This window comes from Acinetobacter sp. USHLN143, from assembly GCF_037145695.1.
In the GTDB taxonomy this organism is placed as follows: Bacteria; Pseudomonadota; Gammaproteobacteria; order Pseudomonadales; family Moraxellaceae; genus Acinetobacter; species Acinetobacter fasciculus.
Window position 1 is genome coordinate 28,882 of record NZ_JBBCWZ010000016.1, and the last position, 24,393, is coordinate 53,274.

General features: G+C 42.7%; 24 protein-coding genes and 1 pseudogene. 15 read left to right on the plus strand and 10 right to left on the minus strand.

All coding sequences use genetic code 11. From position 1 onward, the window contains the following. Nucleotides 1-15: 15 nt before the first annotated feature. Nucleotides 16-666 carry a hypothetical protein gene (locus WFH18_RS06525; protein ID WP_004646765.1) on the minus strand — a complete coding sequence of 217 codons (651 nt, stop codon included), beginning with the start codon at nucleotides 664-666 and terminating at the stop codon, nucleotides 16-18. A gap of 203 nt (nucleotides 667-869) precedes the next feature. On the opposite strand from WFH18_RS06525, the gene WFH18_RS06530 reads away from it, so the two are divergent. The 3 genes from WFH18_RS06530 (at nucleotide 870) to WFH18_RS06540 (ending at nucleotide 3,774) form a co-directional block, all read left to right on the plus strand. Next, on the plus strand, nucleotides 870-1,343 hold the full coding sequence (locus tag WFH18_RS06530) for a phasin family protein (protein ID WP_004646766.1): 474 nt from the start codon (nucleotides 870-872) through the stop codon (nucleotides 1,341-1,343). A gap of 162 nt (nucleotides 1,344-1,505) precedes the next feature. After that, on the plus strand, nucleotides 1,506-1,778 hold the full coding sequence (locus WFH18_RS06535) for an HU family DNA-binding protein (protein ID WP_004279807.1): 273 nt from the start codon (nucleotides 1,506-1,508) through the stop codon (nucleotides 1,776-1,778). A gap of 130 nt (nucleotides 1,779-1,908) precedes the next feature. Further along, nucleotides 1,909-3,774: a SurA N-terminal domain-containing protein gene (locus tag WFH18_RS06540; protein WP_004646769.1), complete on the plus strand. Its 1,866-nt coding sequence runs from the start codon at nucleotides 1,909-1,911 to the stop codon at nucleotides 3,772-3,774. A 61-nt stretch (nucleotides 3,775-3,835) separates the two neighbouring features. Here the strand turns inward: WFH18_RS06540 and WFH18_RS06545 are convergent, their stop codons facing one another. Then, nucleotides 3,836-4,705, minus strand: a complete 870-nt coding sequence (locus tag WFH18_RS06545) for a DUF2797 domain-containing protein (RefSeq protein WP_004646770.1) — start codon at nucleotides 4,703-4,705, stop codon at nucleotides 3,836-3,838. 34 nt (nucleotides 4,706-4,739) lie between these two features. Here WFH18_RS06545 and WFH18_RS06550 point away from each other — a divergent pair, with 34 nt between their 5' ends. Both WFH18_RS06550 and WFH18_RS06555 read left to right on the plus strand, forming a co-directional pair. After that, a complete protein-coding gene (locus tag WFH18_RS06550; RefSeq protein WP_004279801.1) occupies nucleotides 4,740-5,210 on the plus strand; it encodes a DUF6231 family protein in 471 nt (156 codons plus the stop codon). A 105-nt stretch (nucleotides 5,211-5,315) separates the two neighbouring features. Continuing rightward, nucleotides 5,316-5,987 (plus strand): YidB family protein, encoded by a 672-nt coding sequence (locus WFH18_RS06555; RefSeq protein WP_336754711.1) that lies wholly within the window; start codon nucleotides 5,316-5,318, stop codon nucleotides 5,985-5,987. A gap of 65 nt (nucleotides 5,988-6,052) precedes the next feature. On the opposite strand, the gene WFH18_RS06560 is transcribed toward WFH18_RS06555, so the two are convergent. From WFH18_RS06560 to WFH18_RS06570, 3 genes are read right to left on the minus strand one after another with little or no spacing between them, the layout of a single operon-like run. After that, nucleotides 6,053-6,667, minus strand: coding sequence for an OB-fold-containig protein (locus tag WFH18_RS06560; protein ID WP_004279798.1), 615 nt, complete (start codon nucleotides 6,665-6,667; stop codon nucleotides 6,053-6,055). A gap of 19 nt (nucleotides 6,668-6,686) precedes the next feature. Beyond that, nucleotides 6,687-6,995, minus strand: a complete 309-nt coding sequence (locus tag WFH18_RS06565) for a Rieske (2Fe-2S) protein (RefSeq protein ID WP_004279797.1) — start codon at nucleotides 6,993-6,995, stop codon at nucleotides 6,687-6,689. A gap of 14 nt (nucleotides 6,996-7,009) precedes the next feature. After that, a complete protein-coding gene (locus WFH18_RS06570; protein WP_004646774.1) occupies nucleotides 7,010-8,014 on the minus strand; it encodes an adenosine kinase in 1,005 nt (334 codons plus the stop codon). Nucleotides 8,015-8,290: 276 nt separating this feature from the next. On the opposite strand from WFH18_RS06570, the gene WFH18_RS06575 reads away from it, so the two are divergent. From WFH18_RS06575 to WFH18_RS06585, 3 genes are all read left to right on the plus strand, one after another. After that, nucleotides 8,291-8,743 (plus strand): GNAT family N-acetyltransferase, encoded by a 453-nt coding sequence (locus WFH18_RS06575; RefSeq protein WP_004646775.1) that lies wholly within the window; start codon nucleotides 8,291-8,293, stop codon nucleotides 8,741-8,743. 165 nt (nucleotides 8,744-8,908) lie between these two features. Further along, on the plus strand, nucleotides 8,909-11,848 hold the full coding sequence (locus WFH18_RS06580) for an insulinase family protein (RefSeq protein ID WP_336754712.1): 2,940 nt from the start codon (nucleotides 8,909-8,911) through the stop codon (nucleotides 11,846-11,848). Nucleotides 11,849-11,869: 21 nt separating this feature from the next. Further along, nucleotides 11,870-13,009, plus strand: coding sequence for a phospholipase A (locus tag WFH18_RS06585; RefSeq protein ID WP_085064653.1), 1,140 nt, complete (start codon nucleotides 11,870-11,872; stop codon nucleotides 13,007-13,009). A gap of 70 nt (nucleotides 13,010-13,079) precedes the next feature. Here the strand turns inward: WFH18_RS06585 and WFH18_RS06590 are convergent, their stop codons facing one another. From WFH18_RS06590 to ilvA, 3 genes are all read right to left on the minus strand, one after another. After that, complete coding sequence (locus WFH18_RS06590; RefSeq protein ID WP_004646778.1) at nucleotides 13,080-14,420, minus strand: TrkH family potassium uptake protein; 1,341 nt, start codon at nucleotides 14,418-14,420, stop codon at nucleotides 13,080-13,082. Then, the gene (locus tag WFH18_RS06595) at nucleotides 14,417-15,073 is read right to left on the minus strand and encodes a potassium channel family protein (protein ID WP_004646780.1); all 657 of its coding nucleotides are present in this window, start codon (nucleotides 15,071-15,073) and stop codon (nucleotides 14,417-14,419) included. The genes WFH18_RS06590 and WFH18_RS06595 overlap by 4 nt, the downstream gene beginning before the upstream one ends. A gap of 165 nt (nucleotides 15,074-15,238) precedes the next feature. After that, a complete protein-coding gene (gene ilvA / locus WFH18_RS06600; protein WP_004646781.1) occupies nucleotides 15,239-16,777 on the minus strand; it encodes a threonine ammonia-lyase, biosynthetic in 1,539 nt (512 codons plus the stop codon). A 104-nt stretch (nucleotides 16,778-16,881) separates the two neighbouring features. On the opposite strand from ilvA, the gene rpiA reads away from it, so the two are divergent. The 7 genes from rpiA to WFH18_RS06635 all read left to right on the plus strand — a co-directional run bounded on the left by rpiA (nucleotide 16,882) and on the right by WFH18_RS06635 (nucleotide 23,601). Further along, nucleotides 16,882-17,553: a ribose-5-phosphate isomerase RpiA gene (rpiA, locus tag WFH18_RS06605; RefSeq protein WP_004279784.1), complete on the plus strand. Its 672-nt coding sequence runs from the start codon at nucleotides 16,882-16,884 to the stop codon at nucleotides 17,551-17,553. Between the two features lie 138 nt (nucleotides 17,554-17,691). Then, entirely contained in the window at nucleotides 17,692-18,372 is a 681-nt protein-coding gene (locus WFH18_RS06610; RefSeq protein WP_004646782.1) for a M48 family metallopeptidase, read from the plus strand. Nucleotides 18,373-18,555: 183 nt separating this feature from the next. Beyond that, nucleotides 18,556-19,611, plus strand: coding sequence for an N-acetyl-gamma-glutamyl-phosphate reductase (argC, locus tag WFH18_RS06615; RefSeq protein ID WP_171521919.1), 1,056 nt, complete (start codon nucleotides 18,556-18,558; stop codon nucleotides 19,609-19,611). Nucleotides 19,612-19,688: 77 nt separating this feature from the next. Further along, on the plus strand, nucleotides 19,689-20,438 hold the full coding sequence (locus WFH18_RS06620; RefSeq protein WP_005263036.1) for a DUF6776 family protein: 750 nt from the start codon (nucleotides 19,689-19,691) through the stop codon (nucleotides 20,436-20,438). Between the two features lie 18 nt (nucleotides 20,439-20,456). Further along, nucleotides 20,457-20,870, plus strand: coding sequence for an ATP-dependent Clp protease adapter ClpS (clpS, locus tag WFH18_RS06625; protein WP_005263035.1), 414 nt, complete (start codon nucleotides 20,457-20,459; stop codon nucleotides 20,868-20,870). Between the two features lie 9 nt (nucleotides 20,871-20,879). After that, nucleotides 20,880-23,156, plus strand: coding sequence for an ATP-dependent Clp protease ATP-binding subunit ClpA (clpA, locus tag WFH18_RS06630; protein ID WP_005100836.1), 2,277 nt, complete (start codon nucleotides 20,880-20,882; stop codon nucleotides 23,154-23,156). Nucleotides 23,157-23,247: 91 nt separating this feature from the next. Further along, nucleotides 23,248-23,601, plus strand: coding sequence for a YnfA family protein (locus WFH18_RS06635; protein ID WP_004646786.1), 354 nt, complete (start codon nucleotides 23,248-23,250; stop codon nucleotides 23,599-23,601). Between the two features lie 104 nt (nucleotides 23,602-23,705). Here the strand turns inward: WFH18_RS06635 and WFH18_RS06640 are convergent, their stop codons facing one another. Both WFH18_RS06640 and WFH18_RS06645 read right to left on the minus strand, forming a co-directional pair. Next, complete coding sequence (locus WFH18_RS06640) at nucleotides 23,706-24,179, minus strand: hypothetical protein (RefSeq protein WP_004280177.1); 474 nt, start codon at nucleotides 24,177-24,179, stop codon at nucleotides 23,706-23,708. A 121-nt stretch (nucleotides 24,180-24,300) separates the two neighbouring features. Beyond that, a pseudogene (locus WFH18_RS06645) lies at nucleotides 24,301-24,393 on the minus strand (IS5/IS1182 family transposase); the annotation flags it as partial.

Below are 24,393 nucleotides of genomic sequence, written 5' to 3' on the forward strand. Positions count from 1 at the left end.
TGGAGAATGAAAGATTTACATGCTCAGCCAATTATACACTAATAACATAATCAAAAGTACGCTGCTCAGGCCAAAAATGATATTAATACGCTTTTGACGGCGTTCGATCCGTTTCAGGCGGTTTTTATACTGTTTGACTTCCACTTGCAGGGTATTGATCTTGGAGCGCTGTTCTTCAATTTTCTTTAAAAGCGGTGCAATACGCTTTTTAGAAGCAATAATTTCCGCTTCATCCGTCGGCGCATCAGACAGCCAGTGTTTCCAGTCGGCTAGTACTTTTGGCAAGCTGAATACGGTTAACAGATCACGAAACTCATCTTTTAAAACCTGATTGCCATCAATGCGCATGCTGCGAATGCTACGACGATTGCCAAAAATGAAAATTTTAATCAGATCGGGAAGTGTAGTGCGCACATCCAGGTCGACAATGCGGCCCGGTGCTTTGTGGTCAAATAATAGTCCATTGGGGGTGAATTGCACATAAAAGTCGAAATATGGAATATAGCTATTGATTTTAATCGAGATGTTTTTATCTACAAACTTTTTGGCCTGTAATGCAACGACACGATCATGCTTGAGAATGAAAGTAAATATTGTCTCTAAAACAATTAACGTCATCGTAAGCAACAAATGCGGTTGATTTTGACTTTGTTGCGATTCGCTCATATACAACCAATCCTTACCTGAAATATAAAGTGAAAAAGCTTCCTGCTTGTGAAGAGATTTCAGGGTTAAATCAAATTAGACTTGAAATAAATTGCTTTGTAGAACAGTTTATCAAATCTATCAAGTACTAAATTTGCTATTATGCAGTGGTTTTGTAGAATAATTTATAATAATTGCGCAGAAAACAAACAGGAGCCGTGCACATGGACAAGTCAAAAACAGCACAAGACTCAGCTGAAGCTTCGAATGAGAAAATGCTGAAACCCAAGTCTAAATCTGCCTCGGAGCGCAAATCGGTTCTTGATTTTCGTAAATACACCAAACAGATCTGGTTGGCTGGACTTGGGGCATTTTCACGTGCAGAAGAGGAAGGCAATAAACTGTTTGACTCGCTGGTCAAGGTCGGGGAAGAACTTGAATCTAAAACTGCAGATATTGCCGATCAAACTGTAGAGAAGGTTTCAGAAAAAGCCAAAGAGTCGGTCACAGACACCAAAGACAAAGTGGAAAAATTAATCGACAACTCTGTTCATCACTCATTGAATCGTATAGGATTAGTCACACTGAAGGATGTACAGTATTTGGAACGTTTAATTCTCCAGTTGCATGCCAAGGTTGATCAGTTGACTGCGGAACAAGAAAAAATGAAAGAAGAATTGCCGAAAAAACTTAAATAAAATGACTTTATTTATTATTCAATGTTTTTTTCGCATATTTTTTGAAAAAAAAGAGGTTCTTAAGTATTGCGTTTATACCTAAAGCATTGCTATAAAGGCGTTATGGCATGTTAAACCAATTCTTGAACCTTAAATAAACGATATTAAGAGGACGTAATCTTCATGAATAAATCAGAATTAATTGATGCAATTGCAGAAAAAGGGGGATTATCTAAGGCTGACGCAGGTAAAGCTTTAGATGCTACAATTGCTTCTGTTACTGAAGCTTTAAAATCGGGTGATACAGTAACTTTAGTGGGTTTTGGTACTTTCGGTGTGAAAGAACGCGCTGCACGTACTGGCCGTAACCCACAAACTGGTGCTACTCTTGAGATCAAAGCAAGCAAAGTACCTAGCTTCAAAGCAGGTAAAGGCTTAAAAGACGCTGTAGCTTAAGCTTACCCAGCGACGAAACGCGCCTTCTTTGGCGCGTTTTTTATTGATAAATTTAATTGTGATGATTAACACATTCATTCAATGGGTATTTTCGGTTAAAATCCTTTGCAAATAAAATATTGGAATACTTATGGAAGCTTTTCGTAAAGTTATTAAGGGTTGGTTGGGCAAAGTCTTGCTCGTTCTGTTTTTGACCCCGTTAGCACTTGTAGGTATTGAAGGATATTTTAGCAGCGGAAACTCTGATGCGGCAAAATCAGTGAACGGGACTGAAATATCTCAAAAAGAATTAGAGTCACTGACCAAATCATTTAAAGAACAATATCTCAGTTATGCCAATGGGGATGAAACTTTACTGAATCAAAGCTTCATTGACCAGAAAGCCATGGATACTCTGGTTGCACGTACTTTATTGCTGCAACAGGCTGAAGAATTAGGGATCAGTCTGAGTGACCAGCAAATTGAACAGATGATTGCTCAGCAGCCTACTTTCCAGCAAGATGGCAAGTTCTCGAATGCTTTATATGAAAATTATCTAAAATCAATTGGCATGACCAATCGCGCTTTGATTGAAAGTTTACGTAAAGATCATGCGCTGAAGATGCTGTCATCGACTTTCCTGGATTATCCACTGGTAAGCCCAGTCGAAATGCAGCAGATTGCCGATTTACAAACTGAACAACGTCATATTCATATTTCCAGCATTAATCTGGACAGCTATAAAAAAGATGTCAAAGTGACGGATGCAGATATTGCTGCTTATTATGAAAAACACAAAACGCTATTTAAACAGCCGACCAGTGTAGATGTCGACTATGTGGTGTTAAAGCCAAGCGATATTCAGGTGGAGAGTTTAGCGGTTACAGAGGCTGAGCTTCAGGAAGCCTATACCGCCTTTGTTGCAACACAAAAACAGACAGTTAAACCAGATGTGAAGCATATTTTAATTACGGCGGACAGTCGTAGTGATGCTGAAGCAAAAAAACTGGCGACCGATATTGCAGCCAAAATTAAAGCCGGTACTACTTTTGCTCAGGCAGCAGCACAATATTCTGAAGACCCTGAATCTAAGTCTAAAGGTGGCGCGCTTGCCGTTTATGAAGAAGGTGTATTTGGTACTGCATTTGATCAGACGGTTAGTTCTTTAAAATCGGGTCAGGTGTCTGCACCAGTGAAAACAGATTATGGTTACCACATCATTTCTGTGCAAACGCCAGATGTTGCAGTTCCTTCTTTTGAATCACAAAAAGCACGTTTGTCTGAAGAAGCCTTGGCTGCTAAAAAATCCAATGCATTCTCTGATACGGTCAATACGCTAAATGATATGGTGGTAGGAAGTGATTCTCTGGATGTCGTTACACAGGAAGTTAAAGGTGTACAAGTCCAGAAAGCCCAAGGTGTAACACTTTCGACCCGTGATCCTGTGCTGAGCGATGCTAACCTCAAAGTCAAATTGTTTAATGACGATGTTAAAAATGGTGATCGTAATGCTTCATCAAGCATTCAGTTAGCCAATGGTGATGTAGCCTGGATAAAGGTGCGTAATTATCATGCAGCCGGCGAACAAACATTGGCAGAAGCAAAACCCCGTGTTAAGGCTCAGTTGATTGAAGACAAGGCAGCTGCTTTGGCAAAAGCAAAAATTCAGAAAGCTTTGGATGAGTTCAAAACCAAACCGGCTGCAGCAGTGGCGAAAGGTGATTTGATCTTTGAAGATGCTGGCGTTTACACACGTGCTGAAGGTTTACTAAAACGTGATGTACAGCGTGCGGCCTTTAGTCTGCCGACACCAAAAGCAGGCCATTGGTCAGTGACCACAGCGAAAATGCCGAATGAACTGGTTGTGGTTGCGGTATCAGAAGTGAAGAAAAATCCGGTGGATGTATTAAGTGCAGAACAGCGTAGTGAGTTGGTGAAGTTATATCAGCAACTTCGTGGTCAGCAGGAATTTGATGACTATACGCGTTACCTGAAATCTCAGGCAAAAATCAAATAAAATTGTTGTATAAAAAAACCAGCCTGCGGGCTGGTTTTTTGTTTTCTAGGCAAATAATGGTTTAAGCACGAATAATCAGTTGATAACCGGTATATTTGCGCATATTAATCACGCCAGTATCCAGAATTAAATACTGGCCCTTGATGCCTTGTAATTTGCCACGAATCACAGGAGTTTTATCCAGATTATGCGATTTAATCTTTTCCGGATATTGTTCTACCGGATAAATAAACTCTCGTGCGAATTCATCTTCCAATACTTCAATATTTTCATTAAATTCTAGATTCTGATTAAATTCTTCGCGAATGCTTTGAATTTTAGGCGCAAATTCTTCCAGCAGTTGTTCACGCACTTCAATCAGGTTCAATGGTTCTGCTTCACCTTTCAGTAGCTTGCGCCAGTCAGTTTTATCAGCAACCTGCGTACCAAACATGACCTCAAGCTTTCCGGAAAGACGACGTGAGCCCACTTTCATAATCGGCAGGGCTTGGGAGGCACCCTGATCAAGCCAGCGAGTCGGCATTTGGCTGGTACGGGTAATGCCGACCTTTAATGCACTGGAATTGGCCAGATAGACAATATGTGGTTGGAAGCAGACATTCTGTGCAAATTCATCTTCGCGGCAAGTGCCCAAATGATAATGGCACGTCTCTGGCTTCATGATGCACATATCACATGAAGCATTGGTTTTAAAACATTTAAAACAGTGACCTTGCGAAAATGATTTGGAAGTTTTGTTGCCACAAGACACGCAGTAAATATTACCGGTCCATTCAATCTCGATTTCTTGGCCTAAATTAAACGGAAGATCAATTTCTGCACGATCTAAAATTAATTTATATTCAACATTTGCCCGCTGTATCTGTTGATCAGTTACACTAAGGTCCTTGAGGCCGACGTGCATTTTATGACAAATGCCCTGAAGTTCCATAAAAATTACTCACTTAAATCATAAGGATGCAGTTATGGCTGAGCAGAATGTCATTACTTCAATGCTAGACGATTTCGCACAGGAACAGCCAATTCATACTGCTATTTGTATTGGGCAGGACTTGAGCCAAGTCCAGTTTCAGCCAGCTATTCAATGGTCCTATTTTAGCGTATCTGACTTTTTAAATCTGCCTTTTCAGCAACGTTATGACTTGGCTGTGGTGATGCTGGATACTGCAGAAACAGAACATTTGTCTGAACAGATCATGAGTCAAATTCTGGTGAAATTACGTGATTTGTTTGCCAAACGGCTAGTGGTGATCAGCCGGCTGCAAAATGAAAAGTTATTGAGAGCTTTAGGATTTACCCAGCTGATTGACAAGACCACACATGAGGCCGATTTTGCGCTGTGGCAGTTTAATATTTTAACCTATAAGCACGTGCCAGACTGGTTTAACTCCAAATTTTGGGCTAATCCGGAAAACTGGGATAAATTTCGCTGGTAAACCGAAAACCTGCTTAACCAAGATTGCAAATATTAACACAATCTTGCCTAGACAATATGAGGGCAGGCCGTATTCTGTAATTAAGATGCACATAGGATATAGGACATGACAAACCTGAGTAGTATTGTGGAAATATTAGCAAAGCAGGCATTGGGTGGTGGGCAGTCGCAGCAAAAGTCCTCACAACAAGGTGGCTTGGCAGATATCCTGGGGTCTGTGCTAGGGCATTTAAACCAGTCAAATTCTCAGCAAAATCAAAATACTCAAAACCAGCAAAATCAAACCGGCCAGCAGACTCGACAAAATGGTCTGGGGGCAATTTTAGGTTCAGTAATAAGTCAGTTCGGTGGTAGTGGTACTCAAGGTACTGCTCAGCCTCGTTCAGGATTGGGTGGTTCTACTGGTAAAACCTTATTGATTGCAGTACTGCCTTTAGTGCTGGCCTGGATTCAAAAACAGGGCGGTTTACAGGGTGCATTAGACAAGCTAAAAGGACAGGGGCTCAATAGCCAGGTCGATGTTTGGGTGTCGACCGGCCCCGGTGAAAATGCCAATGTCGATCCGCAGCAGGTGCAAAACCTGTTTGATGATCAGGAAGTTGAAGCAGTTGCACAACAAACCCATGCACCGAAGCAGGATGTGTATAGTGCGATTTCACAGGTCTTGCCGCAGATTATTGATTCGCTTACTCCACAAGGTGAGCAAACCAGCAAGCAGGAAGCCAATAATGATATTCAAAATGTATTGAATATGGTTTCAGGACTTCTTAAAAAATAAATATAGACATTAAAAAATCCCGATATCTGTCGGGATTTTTTAATAACTATCAAATGATTTAGAATTTAATCTAGATTCATGCTGAACAGCTGATTAGATTTACAAATTTTCTTGGCAACATAATGAGATTTTCTCATGCGAATCAGGATAATCTGCGACTGAAAACCGAGTTCACCAAACTCAGGTTCTACCTGTACATAATGCAGTTGCCCATACTCATCTCGCACCCGCGCTTGAGCAGAAAAACCGGGTCGGGCATTGCCACTGGAAATTGTCGCCAAACGGCCAAGTAAATTGACATTGTTCTTTTTATATTTAGGTGGAATGACCTGATCCAGACAGTGAATCATAAAAATAGTAAAAAAAGTCGCAATGATTAAAGCCGGAATAATCAGGTAATAAGCAGGCAGAAATTTAAATTCCTGAGAATAGATCAGGAACTGTAAAACATAGCCGGCAAAACTAAAATTCATCAGGAAGAAAAACACAATCAAGGTTTTGGAGAATTTGACGTTTAGTAGATCCATCTGCTGAAAGTCATAAGGTGAAATTTTTTGCAGAAACTTGCTGGGTCTGAGTCCAAAATAGAAACCAATGGTTTTCACCACACCGAACAGAATAATCGCCAATAAACTCAGATGAAAAGGCATCAGGTTATAGTCTAGAAAAAATGCAGGCATGGTGAAGTCCGTTTTAGTCTTATTCTGAGAGGTAAATTCCACCATCAGAATGCACGGTAATCTCTACTTTTTCAAGTGCTTGACCTTGGCAAGGCCCAGAAATGCATTCACCGCTTTCTACCAGAAACAAGGCGCCATGCGTGGAGCATTCAATAAATTCCTGATCGCGATCCAGAAACTGGTTTTCCAGAAATTCCAGTTCGACCTGCAAATGCGGACACAGGTTTTGATAGGCATAGAAGGCACCGTCACGCTGTGTGATAAAGATATTATCTCCATCGGGAAGCTCAAAAGAGCGTGCTTCGCGTTCTGGAACGTCTTCGGTCATGCAAATTTTAAACATTAAGCACATTCCTTTTGAAAGTCTTGTAATAATGCCGCATAGTCTTCAACTGCCAGGCGTGGACCAAATTGTGAAACCACCTGGCTCGAAATGAGAATCGCCAGTTCAGCCGCAGCTTGAAGACCCAAATTAGCATTCAATCCGTACAGGAAAGCCCCGGCAAAAGCATCACCGGCACCGTTGGCATCTACTGCAGGCACTTTACGGCCAGGAACAGTAAATGTATTTTGATAATCCGAAATCAGTGCGCCTTCAGCTGACAATGTAATGACAACGTGCTGACTGATTGTTTTTAATTTAAGCAGGGCTGCCTCAAGATTATCTGTTTCTGTATACATCAGCGCTTCTTGCTGGTTACATAACAGCAAGTCTACACCATCTGCAATCATTTCATCCAAACCGGCACGCGCGTATTGCACCATGGCAGGATCAGATAAAGTTAGGGCAATTTTAACGCCATTGGCACGGGCAATATCACGTGCTTGTTGTACCGCATGACGTGCTGTGTCAGAAGTTGATAAATAACCTTCGAGATATAGCCATTTCGCGCTATTTAGTGCGCTGAAATCAATTTGTTGATCAGTCAGTTCGGCCGTAATACCCAGATAGGTATGCATGGTACGTTCAGAATCAGGGCTGACCAGAACCATACATGTCCCTGTTACGCCTTCACTGATCGATTGGGTGGTGGTCTTAATACCTGCATCATTCAAACCCTTCAGGTAGATGTGCCCCAGTTCGTCATTTCCGACACGACAGCCATAAAATGCAGAACCACCGAGCGCAGAAAATGCCACGGTAGTGTTGGCTGCTGAACCGCCTGAAGCCTGACCCTTATACACTTGAGTCGCTTGAAGATTTTGATAAAGAGTGGCCTGAGTCTCACCATCTGCAAGTTGCATGGTGCCTTTTTGCAAGTGATGTGCAGTTAAAAAGTCATCAGAAACTTTAAATTCTTGGTCAATCAGCGCATTACCAATCGCAAAAAGATCAACAGTTGCCATGTTCAAATATCACATTAAAAATGAAAGTCCTAAGTTTACACGATTGCTTGGGATTGCTGTAGTTTGCTGAATCATTTTCAAATATTTTTCAAAAATGCTGTATTTTGTTCAGCAGCTATCTTTGGTCTAAAAACTGACTTATTTTTGTGCACTGGTGTGCTGCAGCATTGATTTAAGGATCACATTTTATTTATAAAGAGATATCGCTCCTGGCATGATACTTTAAGTCGCTTGGCAACAGTGATTCTTCACAACAATTTCAAATAGTGTGCGTATATGAATATTAAAATTGTAACAGCCGAACAACTCCCGGATCAGATCGAAACACTGGCAACTCTGGCACGTAAAGAAGGCTATAATTTGGTAGATAAGTTAATAGAAGAATATCGCACCGGGAAAAACTGCTTTAGCCACGCCAATGAATATTTGGTGGTGGCGCATGATGGCAAGAAACTGGTTGGCTGTGGTGGCTTAAACCAGCAATGGGGAGATAACGGCATTGAAGACCGCATTGGTCGTGTACGCCGTTTTTATGTGCATCCGAAATATCGTCAGCATGGCGTAGGCAAACAGCTTTTGGCTTACCTAGAGCAATTGGCACGTCCGCATTATTCGGCTTTATGCTTACAAACAGATACCCGACTGGCCGCCAGTTTTTATCAAAAGCAGAATTATGTATTTGTAGAAAATAATCCAAGCTATAACTATTTTAAATATCTGATTTCTTAAGCTTGTAAATACTCATCTAGATGCAGGAAGTAAATTTGATGATTTAATTTTCAAATGATCAAGTTTACTTAATTCGATCAAAATCCTCGGTTTTCAACGTGAATAATTCAAACAACTAAAGCTATAATGCGCTTAGTTATTTTAATTAAAGCATTAGGAGATCGCATGACTGTAGATGTCACTGAAACCATTTCTCAAACTGTACATCCTGCGTTTCAGTTGGTACGTCAACAACATGTTGAAGCTTTAGACATTTTCGTGTCTGAATATAAACATAAAGTGACTGGCGCCACGCATTATCATCTGGCGACCAATCACGACGAAAATGTCTTTCTGGTGGCGTTTCGTACCCAGCCGATGGATTCTAAAGGCGAAGCCCATATTCTGGAACATACTGCGCTGTGTGGTTCAGAAAAATTCCCGGTGCGTGATCCATTCTTCCTGATGATTCGCCGTTCATTGAATACTTTCATGAATGCCTTTACTGCGGCTGACTGGACTGCGTATCCATTTGCGACCCAAAATAGTAAAGATTTCCAGAACCTGCTCGAAGTGTATATGGATGCAGCATTTGCTGCGAACCTGAATCCATTGGATTTTGCCCAGGAAGGCATTCGCATTGAGCTGGAAAATGGCGAGCCTGTCTATAAAGGCGTAGTTTTTAATGAAATGAAAGGTGCGATGAGTTCGCCTTCAGACCAGCTGTATCACACGCTGGCGCATCATTTATATCCGCATACCACCTATCATTATAATTCTGGTGGTGATCCTAAAGATATTCCTGACCTGACTTACCAAGAGTTAGTAGATTTCTATAAGTCACATTACCATCCAAGTAATGCAGTCTTCATGACCTTTGGCAATAAAACAGCATTTGAATTGCAAGAGCAGTTTGAACATCTGGCATTATCCAAATTTGAAAAAGGTCAGACGCTGTATCCAACACCTGAAACCCGTTTGACTGCACCATTGACGGTTACCGACAGCTATGCGGTCGATGCCGAAGATCTACAGGACAAGACCTATCATGTGCTGTCATGGTTATTGCCGGAAGCTAGTGACATTAAACTGCGTTTGGGCATGCGTTTAGTTGAAGGGATTCTGCTTGAAGATTCAGCATCACCACTGCGTCATTATCTGGAAACGTGTGGTTATGCAGATGCAACAGGTCCATTCATGGGCGTGGATGATTCTAATTTTGAAATGAATTTCTACTGTGCGGTGCAGGGTTCAAATCCTGAACATGCAGAAGAATTTAAAAATGGTGTGTTTAAGGTTCTAGAAGATGTTGCCTCTAAACCGGTTGATCAGAACATGGTCGATGCGATCCTGCATCAAATTGAATTGCATCAGCGTGAAATCAATGGTGATGGTACGCCGTATGGTTTGAGCCTGATTCTGAGCGGTCTGGGCAGCGCGATTCATCACCGTGATCCGGTTGAAGTTTGGGATGTGGATTCTGCGATTGCCGCAGTTAAGGAAGAGCTGCAAGATCCGATGTGGCTTTCCAATCTGATCAAAGAGCATCTGCTGGATAACCCACATCGTGTCCAACTGACACTGGTTCCCGATGCGACCAAATCTGCCAAAGAAGCGGCTGATGAAAAAGCGCGTCTAGCCGAAATTGGAAAGAATCTGACTGAAGAACAAAAAGCTGAAATTATTGCCCAGACTGAAGCATTGAATGTTCGTCAGGACACGCCGGATGACTTGAACTTATTGCCGAAAGTCGGTCTGGAAGATGTCCCTGCGGAATTGCAAATTGTTCAAGGCCAGTTGCGTGAGATTATCTGTAACCGTGTTGATACGCCGTTGAACCTGTATCATGCCGGCACCAATGGGATTTATTATCAACAGGTTCTGGTCAATATTCCGGATGAAGTGGTGCAGTCGCCTTACTTTAACCTGCTGTCGATCCTGATGGGTGAAGTTGGTGCGGGTGAGTATGATTATCTTGAGTTCCAGCAACTGCAAACAGCGGTAAGTGGCGGTCTGGGCATGGGCGCATCTTTGCGTTCTAAAGTCGATGACAAAAACAAAATTACTGCCTGGTTGACGTTGACCACCAAATCTTTGGTGAATCATCTGGATGCAATTCGTCTGTTAAAGATCGGTTTTGAACAGCTTCGTTTTGATGAGAAAGACCGTATTGTTGAACTGTTACAACAGCGTAAAACGCGCTGGCAGTCACGTATTTCTGGTTCTGGACATAGCTATGCAATGCAAACGGCTTCACGTCAGCATAGTGCATTGGCTTTGCGTGATTATCACAATACCGGTTTGGGTGCATTGAACTGGCTGATCGAGCTGGTGTCTAAGATCGAAAAAGATCCGGCTGAATATGATCTGCTGATTGATGAATTAAAACGGATTCATCGGGTCTTGTTGCAAGCACCAAAGCAATTCCTGTTAGTCTGTGAAGAGCCGCAGTCTGAGCATCTGATCGAAGAAATTCAGAATGTCTGGGACAAACTTGCTGTTGATCCAGCACCGGTTGCATTGACTCAAGTCGAAAAAGTAACCCATGATCAGCACGAAGCCTGGTTGATTCAAGCCAATGTCCAATTCTGTGCGGCTGCTTATCCGGCAGTTGAAGTCTCACACCCTGATGCTGCTGCCTTGATGGTACTAGCGGGTTATTTGCGTAATGGCTTCCTGCACAGCGCCATTCGTGAAAAAGGCGGTGCCTATGGTGGTGGTGCGAGCTATGACGGCAATGCCTGTTCGTTCCGTTTCTACAGCTACCGTGACCCACGTCTGGCAGAAACCTTCCAGGATTTTGATGCGAGTATTCAGTGGTTACTCAATGCACCACAACAGCCGCATCAACTGGAAGAAGCCATTCTGGGGCTGATTGCCAGTATGGATAAACCAGGCTCACCGGCAGGCGAAGCCATTACTGCATGTTATTCCTACTTGCATCAACGTACGCCAGCGTTCCGTAAAAAATTACGTGAACGTTTATTGAATGTCACACTGGATGATTTGCAGCGTGTTGCACAGACCTATCTGGTCGAGCAGCAGGCGACGAAAGCCGTTGTGGCACCAGTGGCAAAACGTGAAATGCTGGAGCAGCTTGGTTTTGTAATTCAACAAGTTCTATAAATAAAAAAAAGAGGATAAGGGATGGCGCTTAATTCGTTTAAGCGCTCAACTCTACAGCTGAGCGTGTTGCTGGGCTGTGCAGTTGGGACGCAAGTGAATGCGGAAGAAACAGTAGTCAACAGTCCCACGCCGGCAACGGCTGAAGCCTGTGCTGCACTGGAAATTAGTGCAGAGCGTCTGGCCTGTTATGATACTTTATTTAAAATTCCGGTTACTGATAAGCCTGCAATCGTTTCTGAACGTCGTGCAGCAGCAGAAATTGCGCCTGAACCCGACAATTTAAAAGCGAAAATTGGTCAGATTGTTTCCAATATTTACGCTTCTGAAGGATCAAAGCTGACGCCGAATCTGTCTTTGCTGGATAGCCGCTGGGAACTCTCTCCGGAAAGTAAATTAGGCACCTGGAACATTCGTTCTTATCAGCCGGTGTATTTGATGCCAGGTTTCTGGACATCAAACAAGAATGAATTACCCGAGAGTGAAAATCCCAACAATATAGAGACAGAGAAACAGAATCTCACCTCAACTGAAGCTAAGTTTCAACTGTCTTTAAAGACCAAGGCGGTTGAAAATATCTTGGGAGATAATGGCGATCTCTGGCTTGGTTATACTCAGTCTTCGCGTTGGCAGGTGTATAACTCGGAAGAATCACGTCCGTTTCGTGAGACCAACTATGAACCCGAAGCCAGTTTGATTTTCCGTACCAATTATGATCTTTTGGGTCTGAATTGGCGTATGTTGGGATTGACCATCAATCATCAGTCCAATGGTCGTTCTGATCCGTTATCACGTAGCTGGAATCGGGTGATGCTGAATCTTGGTTTTGAAAAAGACAATTTTGCCTTGATGGTTCGTCCTTGGTATCGCTTTGAAGAGAAGCGAGAAGACGATAACAATCCAGAGATCAAGAACTATATTGGCCGTGGAGACATGACCGCATTTTATCGTTATAAGGAGCATGATTTTTCATTGATGCTACGACATACCTTAAAAGGTGGAGATGAAAACCGTGGAGCGGTACAGTTCGACTGGTCATTCCCGATCAGTGGGCGTTTGCGTGGCCAATTCCAGCTTTTTGATGGTTACGGAGAAAGCCTGATTGATTATAACCATCGTGCCACGTATGTCGGTTTAGGTGTTTCCTTGATGAACTGGTTCTAGGATTCCAACTTTAAACATCTTGGAATGAAAATAAAAAACCATGCCGCTGCATGGTTTTTTTATAGATAGATTAGCCAATCTGGATTTCTGAAGGCGGATGTTTGAGACGACTCTTTTTCGGAGTCGCAATAAAATAAGCAAGCGTCAGTGGCCCTAGACGCCCTGCGAACATTAACAGCATTAGAATAATCAAACTGGCAGGTTGTAGTTCCTCTGTTACCCCTCGGGACAAACCGACGGTACAGGCCGCAGACACGGCTTCAAACAACAGATCCAGAAAATCCTGCTCAGGTTCCAGGATTAATAAGCTCATAAAACCCATCATGATCAATGCTGCAGTAATACACACGACGGCCAATGCTTTAAACGTAGTTTTTTCAGGAATAGAGTGATTAAACAGCCGGATCTCATCTTCGCGTCTTAAAAAACTGATTACGCTGATGACCACAATAATAAACGTACCGACCTTAATGCCGCCCGCCGTACTTAAGGAGCCGCCCCCGATAAACATGAGCAGCATGGTAACGAGACTGGATGCATCGCTCATTTGTTCCATTGGCAAGCTATTAAAACCTGAAGAGCGGGGAACGGTGGCATGGAACCAGGCATTCACGGCCTGATCGCCCAAACTCATGAGACCCAAGGTGTGTGGATTGGAAGCCTCTAGTAGCCAAAGTACGATAAAAGCACTTAGGTTCAGACCCAGAATCGTTGAGAGGATTAGCTTGCTGTTGGTACTCAACTTACGCCAGCGCTTATGTTCTTTGACGTCCATCAGCACCAGAAAACCGATACCGCCAATGATATACAACATACTGATGGTAAAGGTAATCAGATATTGCCCTGAAAAACTCATCAAGCTATTTGGAAATAGTGAAAATCCACCATTATTAAAAGCGGAGACACTATAAAAGGCTGCATAAAATAATGCATCAGTGAATTGATATTCTTTAAGCCAGGACAAGGTCAGAATCAGCGTGCCGATCGCTTCAAAGAATAGAGAATATAAAAACACGGCTTTAATGGTAAAACTGACTTTTTTCAGACTAGTTTGTCCAATGGACTCCTGTGCCATGACTTGTTGTTTTAGCCCCAGTTGCGGTGCCAGACTCATCACTGCCAGAATGGCAAAGGTCATAAAACCCAAGCCGCCGCATTGCAACAAAAACATAATCACGATTTGACCAAATACGGTATAGGCTTCACCGACATTCACCACCGATAGCCCGGTAATGGTCACAGCAGAAGTTGCTGTAAAAATCGCCTCCAGCCAGCTGATTTCTCCATGATGTGCAATAGGCAGCATCAATAGCAGTGAGCCGATCAGAATTAATCCGAGAAAACCCAAAGCCAGTAAGCTCGGAGGACTGAGGTTAATCGTCCTGTGTTGCTTTAAATCAGAACTTTTCATAAATGTTTAAAATATTTAGCAAGACGGCGCAAAGGTTCCAGCAATCCTTCAACCAGTAAAATGTCGCCTTCTTGAAGAATCTGATTGGCATCTACGTGGTATTGCAGCGTAGATCCGCGTTTATGTAATAAGGTGGTAATTTCAGGTATATGCTTCATCAACTGATTCAACGGTGTACCATGATGATCTGCATGAATCTCGATCTTGACAATATAGTGATCATCTTCAAGTGACATATAACGGCTAACCATCGGGTAGCTGAGTGATTGTGCCACACGGACGCCCATATCTTCTTCTGGGTGAATAATTTTTTCGACGTTCAGATGGGTCAAAATCATATGGTGGGCTTTGGATTTGGCTTTGGCCCAAATTTTCTTTACACCCATATTTTTCAGATGCAGTACACACAGAATGCTGGCTTCAATATCTTCACCAATTGCGACTACGACCGCTTCACAGCGCTGGATATCCAGTTCATCCAGGACATGCTCATCGGTTGCATCGGCAATGACCGCATGGGTGAGCTGATCGGAAATATTTTCCACATATTTTTTATCGAGATCGATTCCAATCACATCATGTTTCAGGCTGATCAGTTGAGTCGCCACTGTTGCACCGAAGCTGCCCAGCCCAATGACTGCAAATAATGCCATGCATATTTCCTTAAATCTTTTTATTTCAAATCAGTTCATGTCTAAGTATGTATCTTAAAGATTTTTATAGTTTTCAGCTATCTGGCCTTACATAAATACTTCATACATTTTCATTCAGCCGGACATAAAAAAACCGCCTCGAAAGGCGGTTTATGTTTGAAAGAATTATTTCAAGAAACGTTGATAACCCAGATTATTGGTAATTTCCTGATATGGATAGGTAATGGTTTCGAGAGTTTCGATCAAGCCATCCGGATTCTGTTGTGCATCGGTTGCTTCAAGACCCACCAGAACACGTCCTTCAGCAGCGCCGTGGTTCCGGTAGTGGAACAGGGTGATATTATGGGTTGGGCCAAGACGTTCCAGGAACATCAGTAAAGCGCCAGGACGCTCCGGGAATTCCACGCGGAACAGGCGCTCATTTTCAATATCGGCATGACCACCGATCAGGTAACGGATATGCAGTTTGGCCACTTCGTCATCAGACAGATCGTCAACGTCATACTGGAACTTTAAGGTTTCATAAATTTCCTGACGTTCTTTCTCGCCATTTTTCAGACTGATGCCGACAAAGACTTGCGCAGCAGAAGCATCGCTGGCACGGTAGTTAAATTCAGTAATATTACGGCCTTGTAATGCACGGCAGAAACTCAGGAATGAACCTTTCTGTTCCGGAATGGTCACGGCAAAAATCGCTTCTTTGCGTTCACCCAGTTCGGTACGTTCAGCGATATAACGTAAACGGTCGAAGTTCATGTTGGCGCCGCAGACAATCGACACCATGTTCTTCCCTTCGATGCCATGTTCAGCCACGTATTTTTTAATACCTGCCAGAGCCATTGCACCAGATGGTTCTACAATGCTACGGCATTCGTCATAAGTGTCTTTAATCGCTGCACAGACTTCATCCGTATTCACCAGCACCACATTCGGTTCCACGATTGGGCCAGAATTGTCCGATTTTTGCAGACGAATCACATCAAATGGTTTTTCACCAATTTGGGCTACCGCTGTACCATCAGCAAACAAGCCCACAGATGGGAGAATCACACGTTCATTTGCTTCTAAAGCAGCTTTTAAACAGGCAGATTCGTCGTATTCCACTGGAATGACTTTAACGTGGGGTGCGACATCACCTAAATACGCTGCAACACCTGCGATCAGGCCACCACCGCCAACTGCGACAAACACGTAATCCACATCGCGCCATTGACGCAGGATTTCATTAGCAATCGTACCTTGGCCAGCAATCACCAGTTCATCATCATAAGGCGGAATGAAGGTCATGCCATCTTCCTGGGCACGTTGAATCGCATACTTGTTGGCGACATCAAATGAATCACCATGCAAAACCACTTCGCCACCAAGACGCTTAACCGCCTGTACCTTGATATCAGGTGTGGTTTTAGGCATCACAATAATCGCGCGAATACCCAGCTTTTTCCCTGAGAGTGCCACGCCCTGTGCATGGTTACCCGCTGAAGCAGTAATAACGCCACGTTCCATTTGTGATTTCGGTAATTGACTAATACGGTTATAGGCACCGCGTAGCTTGAATGAAAAAACCGGTTGTAAATCTTCACGTTTAAAGCGGATATTATTATTGAGTCGTTCGCTAATTCGTGGCGCTGCTTCGAGTGGAGTTTCGATTGCAACATCGTAGACCGTTGCTTGTAAAATTTGTCGAACCAAACGAGACAGCATGTTAATTTTCCATCTAACAGTTTAAAATAGGGGCTTATTGTAACAAACCACACGGCTTTGCGGTTTAAAAAAGCTGCAAAAGTCCAAAATAGTTGAGTGAAGCCATGAGTCTATATGCAACCCAAGATGAGAAAAAACAAGCAGCAGCCAAAGCCGCTTTAAAACACTTGCCAAAAGGGGGCATTTTAGGCGTAGGTACAGGCAGTACTGTAAACTTTTTAATTGACTTATTGCCTGAGCTGCAATTGGAAGCTGCGGTAGCCAGTTCAGAAGCAACTGCACAACGCTTGAAAAAACTCGGCATTGAAGTGGTAGATATGAACTCTGTCAGTGGTCTGGATGCTTATGTTGATGGTGCAGATGAAATTGATCGTCATATGCATATGATCAAAGGTGGCGGTGCAGCGCTGACACGTGAAAAGATTGTTGCCTCTATTGCGAAAAAATTTGTGTGTATCGTGGATGATTCTAAATGGGTTGGACAATTAGGGCGTGAGTTCCCGCTTCCTGTAGAAGTGATTCCAATGGCGCGTTCTGCAGTCGCGCGTAAAATCGTATCTTTAGGTGGCGATCCTGCGTACCGTGAAGGTGTGGTCACTGACAACGGTAATGTGATTTTAGATGTGTACAACCTGAATATTCTAAATGCACTTGAACTGGAAAAAACCTTAAACGATATTCCGGGCGTGGTATGTAACGGTATCTTTGCGATCAACAAAGCAGATATCGCCATTGTCGCGACTGATAACGGAATTGAAGAGCGTACAGCGGTTTAATTAAACTTTCTAGAAAAAATCCCTCTAAATCTCCCTGAGCGAAGTTTTGAAGCACTGCTTTAAAACAAGTGCAAGAAGGGAGACTTTTAAAAGCCCCTCTTTGAAAAAGAGGGGGTTAGGGAGATTAAAAAAACTATAATGACCTTATCCGATCTACCCGAAATCCAAATCACCCGAAATGTCCGTTCAACCCGGTTACGTTTGCGTGTCGATGCGACCCAGATTCGCCTCACAGCCCCGGTTTTTTGCAGCAAAAAACAGATACGGCATTTTATTGAACAATCTGAAAGCTGGCTGATTAAAACCTGGCAATCCCAGCAAGAAAAAATCGAAAATATTGACCGGACGTTACCGATTGAGCTGCGGTTATTTAATCTAAAAGAACCTGTACAAATTTCTTATCAAAGCCAGAAGAGCAACTTCATTTTTGATCATAAAAATTTACAGCTTTGCATCAGTGACCGACATCCTGAAGAATATTTAAAAACTTTCGTGATTGCCTACGCAAAAGAACAGCTTCCTTCATATTTAAATCTTGTCTCACAGCAATGTCATTTGCCTTTTAAAAACTGCAGTATTCGACAACCTAAAACCCGGTGGGGCAGTTGTTCGGCCAAACATGACATTATGCTGAATAGTGCGCTAGTATTATTTCCTGAAGAGGTCACGCATTATGTCGCTGTCCATGAACTGGTACACACAAAGCATTTTGATCATAGTCCACGCTTTTGGGCAGAAGTTGCTAAGCATGATCAGCATTTCCAGCAGCATCGTATAACGCTGAAAAATACGCCGTTGCCATATTGGTGGGGTGCCTAAAACCATAATTAATAAGTCCATATAACTCTATTGAAATAGCCTAAGCAAATTAAAAGTTTCATGATCAAAATCGGACTTATCCTACTGATCAATTAAAAAACCAGCAAACCCCAGTGAAATGGTTTAGAAAACCTCAACTTCCTGTCATACTAGGCTGTATAAAGGAAACATTTATTTGAGGTAATCATCGTGATTTCAGTGGGTATTGTGGGTGGTACGGGTTATACAGGCATTGAACTTTTGCGTCTTTTGCTACGACATCCAGATGTAAATGTAACAGCACTGACATCACGTACTGAAGCAGGCCGTCGTGTAGATGACATGTTCCCGAGCTTGCGCGGGCATACCGATCTTAAATTTTCCGATTTAAGTCTGGATTTATTAAAATCATGCGATGTGGTGTTCTTTGCAACGCCGCATGGTGTCGCAATGAAACATGCCGAAGAGCTGGTTGCTGCAAATACAAAAGTGATCGACCTAGCTGCTGATTTTCGTTTACAAGATCTTGAACAGTTTGAAAAATGGTATAGCATGCAACATGCATGTCCAGAACTGTTAAAAGATTCTGTATACGGTTTATCTGAATTGAATCGTGAAGAGATTAAAAAAGCCAATGTGATCGGGAATCCGGGGTGTTATCCAACCACAGTTCAGTTAGGTTTGGCGCCAGTTTTAAAAGCGGTTGAAGCATTGGTGAAACCTGAAAGCATTATTATTGATGCCAAATCTGGTGTATCAGGTGCAGGACGTAAAGCCAGTCTGGGCATGATTTATGCTGAAAATGCCGATAACTTTAAGGCCTATGGTGTAGCAGGTCATCGTCATCACCCTGAAATTGTCGAAGCACTGGAAAATATTTCAGGTCAAAAAAATGTGTTTGATCATATTTTATTTGTACCGCATTTGGTGCCGATGATTCGTGGTATGTTGTCGACCATCTATATCGATTTAACTAAAGCAGGGCAAGCGGCAGATTTACAAGCGCTATATGAGCAGTTCTATGCCAATGAAGCATTTGTCGATGTCATGCCGGCAGGCAGTTCACCAGAAACGCGTTCAGTGCGTGGAGCGAATCAGTTGCGTATTGCCTTGTATAAGCCACAGCCAACGAAACTGGTGATCCTGGTTGTACAAGACAATCTGGTAAAAGGCGCAGCAGGTCAGGCTGTGCAAAACATGAACCTGATGTTTGGTTTTGCTGAAGACGCTGGCTTAAATAATATTGGTTTATTACCATAAAAAACGTATTAGAACTTCACACACATTTAGATTTGCATTTAAATGTGTGTCTTGATTAAAGCAAACAAGAGATCAAAATGCCGAATAACGAGTCAAATACGACGCTTCCTCAGGAACCCGGTACTAAGAAACCATTCATGAAAGGCAATACGCCCTTAGCCATTGGTGCGGCTGTATTGATCTTAAGCAGTGGCGTACTCGGATATACCGTAGGACATCGTCAGGGTTTGACTGCGGCGGGTTATGATGCGGATGCAGAGCAACTGGTCGATGTGGTACAGACTCAGAAAGCCAGTCTGGAAACACTGAACAAGACGCTGAATACTGCGGTTCAGGAGCGTGATCTGGCGGTCAGTAATGCCAATGATCTGTATCTGGCCATGACCAAGGCACGTGATGAACAGGTGCAGGCCGAAAGTGTGGGAACCATTTATCGCGAGATCTTGCGTCAGCGTGGTGGTTTGGCATTGGCGGTTCAAAACCTGTCGATTAAACCTTTGCCGGAAAATGCCTTTGAATATCAGATTGATCTGGTTCAGGTCAGTCCAGGCAAAAGTCGTGCCTCAGGTAGTGTGGAATTGCGCCTGATTAAAGGGACTGAAATTCTGGTGGTGCCACTGGAAGATAAAAACTTTAATTTTGAAAATTATGAGCGACTCACTGGCCGCTGGACCATGCCGAAAGGCTTTAAACCAGAATTTATTGAAGTGCGTCTCACCGGTGTCAAGCCTGTGATTCGTCGTTTTAGTTGGGAACAGGGCAAAGCAGTCGAAAATCAGTCTGCCACCTTGTCAGAAATTCCGAAAACCGAAGCAAATGCAAATTAAGTGTGAAATATAAATCTTATGCCAAGCAATAAACGTCAAATGTGTTTAAGTGATATTAAAAATTCTTTTAATGAGTCTGGAATCGTTGATTGGCATATCAGCCCACGTTTAGCAAATGAACCCTCTGAAGACGGTCATTCTGACCTAGCTGTACAGACTGCACCGCCAGAACTGAAACGTCCACCGTTGTATGCCGTTGTTTTATTAAATGACGACTATACGCCGATGGAGTTTGTAATTGAAATTTTACAACAATACTTTGCAATGAATCTTGACCAAGCTACACAAGTAATGCTAACTGTACATTATGAAGGAAAGGGTGTAGCTGGGGTCTATCCTCGAGACATTGCGGAGACCAAAGCGAACCAAGTCAATAATTATGCTCGATCACAAGGTCATCCGTTACTTTGCCAAATAGAGCCTAAAGATTAAGGGGGTTACATGCTCAGTCGTCAATTAGAAGTATCACTACGTTTGGCTGTCAGCATGGCTCGTCAAAAGAGACATGAGTTCCTGACCGTAGAACATTTATTGTTAGCCTTGCTTGACAACGATTCCGCCGTGAATGCCCTGAAAGCATGTGGTGCCGACATCATCGTGTTGCGTAAGGAATTAGAAGAGTACGTAGAACAACATACCCCTAAACTTGGTGAAAATAGTGATCAGGCACCACACCCGACAGAAAGCTTCGACCGGATCTTGCAACGCGCGATTTTTCACGTGCAATCAAGCGGTGGCGATCGTACTGTAGAAGGTGCTGATATTCTGGTTGCCATGTATTCTGAGCGTGACTCATTTGCAGTCTATCTGCTGAAACGTCATCAAATTAACCGTCTGACCCTGACTCAGTACCTGTCTCATGGTACCCGTAAAGAAGATGTACAGTCTGAAGAAGAAATCGAAGACCTAGATGGCGAATCAGCATCTTCAGCAAGTTCAGGTCCACTTGAACTTTATACCACTAACCTGAATGTTGAAGCACAAAAAGGCAAGACCGATCCACTGATTGGTCGTGAAAAAGAAATCGAGCGTGCCGCGCAAATCCTTTGCCGCCGTCGTAAAAACAATCCACTCCTTGTCGGTGATCCGGGAGTTGGTAAAACCTCAATTGCTGAAGGTCTTGCTTGGTTAATCGTCAATGGTAAAGCGCCAAAACCACTGGAAAATGCTGAAATTTTCAGTCTGGACATTGGTGCTTTGGTAGCAGGAACCAAATACCGCGGTGATTTTGAAAAACGCTTGAAACAGCTTTTAAATGCGCTGAAAAAGAAACCTGAAGCAGTGCTGTTTATTGATGAAATTCACATGATTATTGGTGCAGGCTCGAGTATGGGCAGTACCATGGATGCATCGAATCTGATCAAACCGGCGTTGGCAAATGGTTCTTTACGTTGCATTGGCTCAACCACTTTCCAGGAATACCGCCAGGTCTTTGAGAAAGATCATGCTTTGTCACGTCGTTTCCAGAAAATTGATGTGAACGAGCCATCTATTTCTGAAACTATTGATATCCTACGTGGTCTGAAATCGAAGTTTGAAGATTTTCATCATGTGGAATATGACGATCAAGCTTTGGTGTCTGCGGTAGAACTTTCTGCAAAATTTATCAACGACCGTTTCTTGCCAGATAAGGCGATTGATGTCATTGATGAGGCCGGTGCTCAGCGCCGTCTCAAAGCTGAACAAGACGACAGTTTGATCACCGTAGAAAATATTGAAGATATCGTTTCTAAAATTGCGCGTATTCCACCAAAAACTGTTTCTAAAGATGATAAGAGCGTGCTGGAAAATCTTGAGCGCGATCTGAAACGTGTGGTCTTTGGTCAGGATGAAGCGATTGAGGCCTTGGCATCTGCGATTAAACTGTCACGTGCCGGTTTGAAATCTCCAGACAAGCCTGTAGGTAGTTTTGTCTTTGCAGGCCCAACGGGTGTCGGTAAAACCGAAGTGACCAAGCAGCTGGCGAAACAGATGGGTGTAGAACTGGTTCGCTTTGATATGTCGGAATATATGGAACGCCATGCGGTGTCTCGTTTAATCGGTGCACCTCCGGGCTATGTCGGTTTTGATCAGGGTGGGTTATTGACCGATGCGATTCATAAAAATCCGCATTGTGTACTGTTGCTCGATGAGATCGAAAAAGCGCATCCAGATGTGTTTAACCTGTTATTGCAGATTATGGATCATGGTTCATTGACTGATAACAACGGGCGTAAATCTGATTTCCGTAACGTGGTCTTGGTACTCACCACCAATATTGGTGCGGAAAGTATTTCTCGTGTCAGCATTGGTTTTATGGAACAGGATAATAGTAACGATAATCAGGAAGCGATGAAGAAAGCCTTCTCACCAGAATTCCGTAACCGCCTCGACGGCGTGATTCAGTTCAAGGCATTGCCAAGCAGCATTATTGAAAATGTCGTGGATAAATTCCTGACTGAACTTCAAGCACAACTGGATGACAAAAAAGTCATGCTGGAAGTGGATCAAAGTGCACGTGAATGGATGTCAGAACATGGCTATGACCGTTTAATGGGCGCACGTCCAATGCAACGTTTGATTCAGGAACACCTGAAAAAACCGCTGGCTGAGATGATCCTGTTTGGTGAACTGGCTGAAAATGGCGGCAATGTTGCAGTATCGGTGAAAAAAGAAAATGGTAAAGCGGTTGGCTTAAAACTTGAAGTTTTTGAAGACCAGACTGCTGAACCGGCCTAATGAACGAAAAAGATTAAACCCGTGCCTGCACGGGTTTTTTTATGCACTCATATTTTAAATTATCAAATTCATATCATTTAAAAGATAAATTATGGATATTCAAGTTACCAAGCTGTTCACGACATTTTTACTGTTTTTAGTCACGGCATTGATGGAAATTTTAGGTTGTTATTTTCCCTATCTGATTTTAAATCAGGGGAGAAGCCACTGGTTATGGATTCCGACAGCTCTGGCTTTGGCGGCTTTTGTCTGGCTGTTAACCTTGCATCCAGCTGCTTCAGGACGGATCTATGCCGCTTATGGTGGTATCTATATTTTTTCAGCGCTAATGTGGTTGCGCTTCGTTGATCAAGTGACTCTATCGCGTTGGGATCTACTTGGTGGCATGGTGGTAATACTGGGCGCGTTGATTATTATTTTGCAGCCGCAAGGCTTGGTGCGTTAGCAAGATATAACAGTAAACCTTATTAAAAAAGGCAGCCACAGCTACCTTTTTTTGTTTTTGGATTTTTTAATTTCAAATCAAACTTGATGTCTTATTTAGTTAGATTATTTTAATTTACAATCTTTCTGGGAAATATCAGTTTTATAGGTTTGTGTCTGCGAGTTCAGGCTGAGTTCAACCTTGTATGGGTTCGCAATTTGATAGCGATGTTCAAAGAAAATTTCACAATTATTGAGCAGATTATTGCGAATGACTTTCATCACTTCTTTGCGCCCTAGGTCTTTTTCAAACTGGCTAAAATCGGGCGTGATGATCATGCCTTTCAGTGTGGTTTTATTGGCACTTAACTGTAATTGTTCAATAATCGTATTTTGATCAATCTGCAACGGTAAAGTTCTGGAATCTTCTGCACTGAGCACTGCGAGTAATTCATTCAGTTCAGCTTTTTTCTGAATTTTAAATTTGCTGTCAATAATATTTTTTTCTTGAAGATATTGGTCAAATTCAGAAGCATGCACCGGTAAGACAGCACTGCTAAAACCTGCCAAGAGTGCCAAAATCCAATATTTTTTTTGCATTGTATAAAATCACTTTTTATTCCATTTCAACAACGATTATAAGAGCTGAGACAAAAAAAGCACCAGAGATTGGTGCTTAATTTGTGAAGATTCATCTTAAAAAATTAGGGTCTGTTGACATTTACTGTTCATAATTAACCCTATAAAGGTAGCCATAAAAATATACAGGCTAAAGCAACAGAACTTTGATAATTTCTTTTGAGCTTGTCATATC